This window comes from Flavobacteriales bacterium, from assembly GCA_026129465.1.
Lineage (GTDB): Bacteria > Bacteroidota > Bacteroidia > Flavobacteriales_F > PHOS-HE28 > PHOS-HE28.
Genome location: JAHCIA010000006.1, coordinates 1 through 1513 on the forward strand (window position 1 = coordinate 1; position 1513 = coordinate 1513).

1 protein-coding gene is annotated in these 1513 nt (G+C 68.7%); it reads left to right on the top strand.

Features of this window, described 5'->3' with window-relative positions:
- The coding region (locus KIT10_16300; GenBank protein ID MCW5900820.1) for a hypothetical protein at positions 1-1513 on the top strand (1513 nt) is incomplete at both ends.

The following is a 1513-nucleotide window of genomic DNA, read 5'->3' on the forward strand; positions in this document are numbered from 1 at the left end:
TGACCGCCGTGCAGCTCTGGCATGACAGCAACGCCAACGGCACCTTTGAGCCCGGCACCGACACCCAGGTCGCTTCCGGCACATTCAGCGCCGACAACGGCACCGTGCAGTTCAGCATGGCCAGCCACGCCAATTTCACCGCCGGCGACACCCGCCGCTTCTTTGTGATCTACAACCTCAACGCCAACGCCTCCGACAACGAAACCTTCCAGTGCTATGTGTCCGCTGCAGGCAACGGCACCCATGGCGGCACGCCAAGCGGCCTGCCGGTTCCGGCTGTCACCGGCACACCCGGCCTGGTGGTCAGCGCCAACGTGCTGGCTGTGACCTTCAACGGCCCCAGCGGGGCAGCCTCGGTGGACAGCAACTACCAGGGGCCCACCAACGACGGCGCATTGCTGCTGGATGTGACGCTGGCCGCCGCACCCGGCGGCGCATGGACCGTCACCAGCCTGACCTTCAACGCATCAGGTACCGGCAGCCACAACACCGCGTACTCTGAAATCGCCCTGTACCAGGACAACGGCAACGGCACATGGGACGGCGCAGGCACCGACACGCTGGCTGCACCCACCGGCAACTTTGTGGCCAACACCGTGACCATGACCCTGACCAACCCGGCCATGGCCGCGGGCACCTCGCGGCGCTTCTACCTGGTCGGCAAGCTGAACGGCACAGCCACGGCGGGCCAGACCTTCAACGCCAACCTGCAAAGCGCCAACACCACCCCGCCCACGGGCGGCACGGTGATCGGCCTGCCCACCGGCGCCAGCACGGCGCTGATCATCAACGCGGCGGCCATCACGGTGGCCAACGGCCCGGCTGTGACAGCTCCGCCGCTGCACCGCGGCGGCAGCGCGGCCACGTACACGGTCTCGCGCTGGCGGCTGACGGCTGCCAACGCGGACGTGAGCGTGAACAGCATCGCGATCACCACCGGCGGCACCGGCGACTGGGCCACCGACGTGACCGCTGTCGAGGTATGGCGCGATGACGGCGACGGCAGCTTCAACGCCGCCAGCGACACGCAGCTGTACAGCGGCGTGGGCGGCGCGACGGTCAATGCGACCTTTACCGGCTTTACGGTCACCAACAGCACGAGCGCCGACCTGTGGGTGCGGATCGCGCTGAGCAACACCGCGGGCATGGGCGTGGCCGCCACGCCCGAGACCTGGACGCTGGGTGTAACCAGCACGGGCGCGGTAAGCGTGACCGGCGGCGTGACGGTGCTGCTGGGCACACCCAACCCGAACAGCCAGAGCCTTGGCGCGATCGAGTTTGCGGTGACCAGCTTCAGCCCGCTGGGTGACCTGCCCGCGGGCGGCACGGCGATCACGATTGCGGGCTCGGGCTTCATGACGCCGTTTACGGTGACGATCGGCGGCGTGGTGTGCCCGGGTACTGCGATCATCACCGGCGGCACCAGCGTGACGGGCCTGACGGTACCCAGCGGCGGCGGCAGCAACCTGCCGATCGTGGTGACCAGCGGCGCCCTGCCGCCCCAGACGCTGAC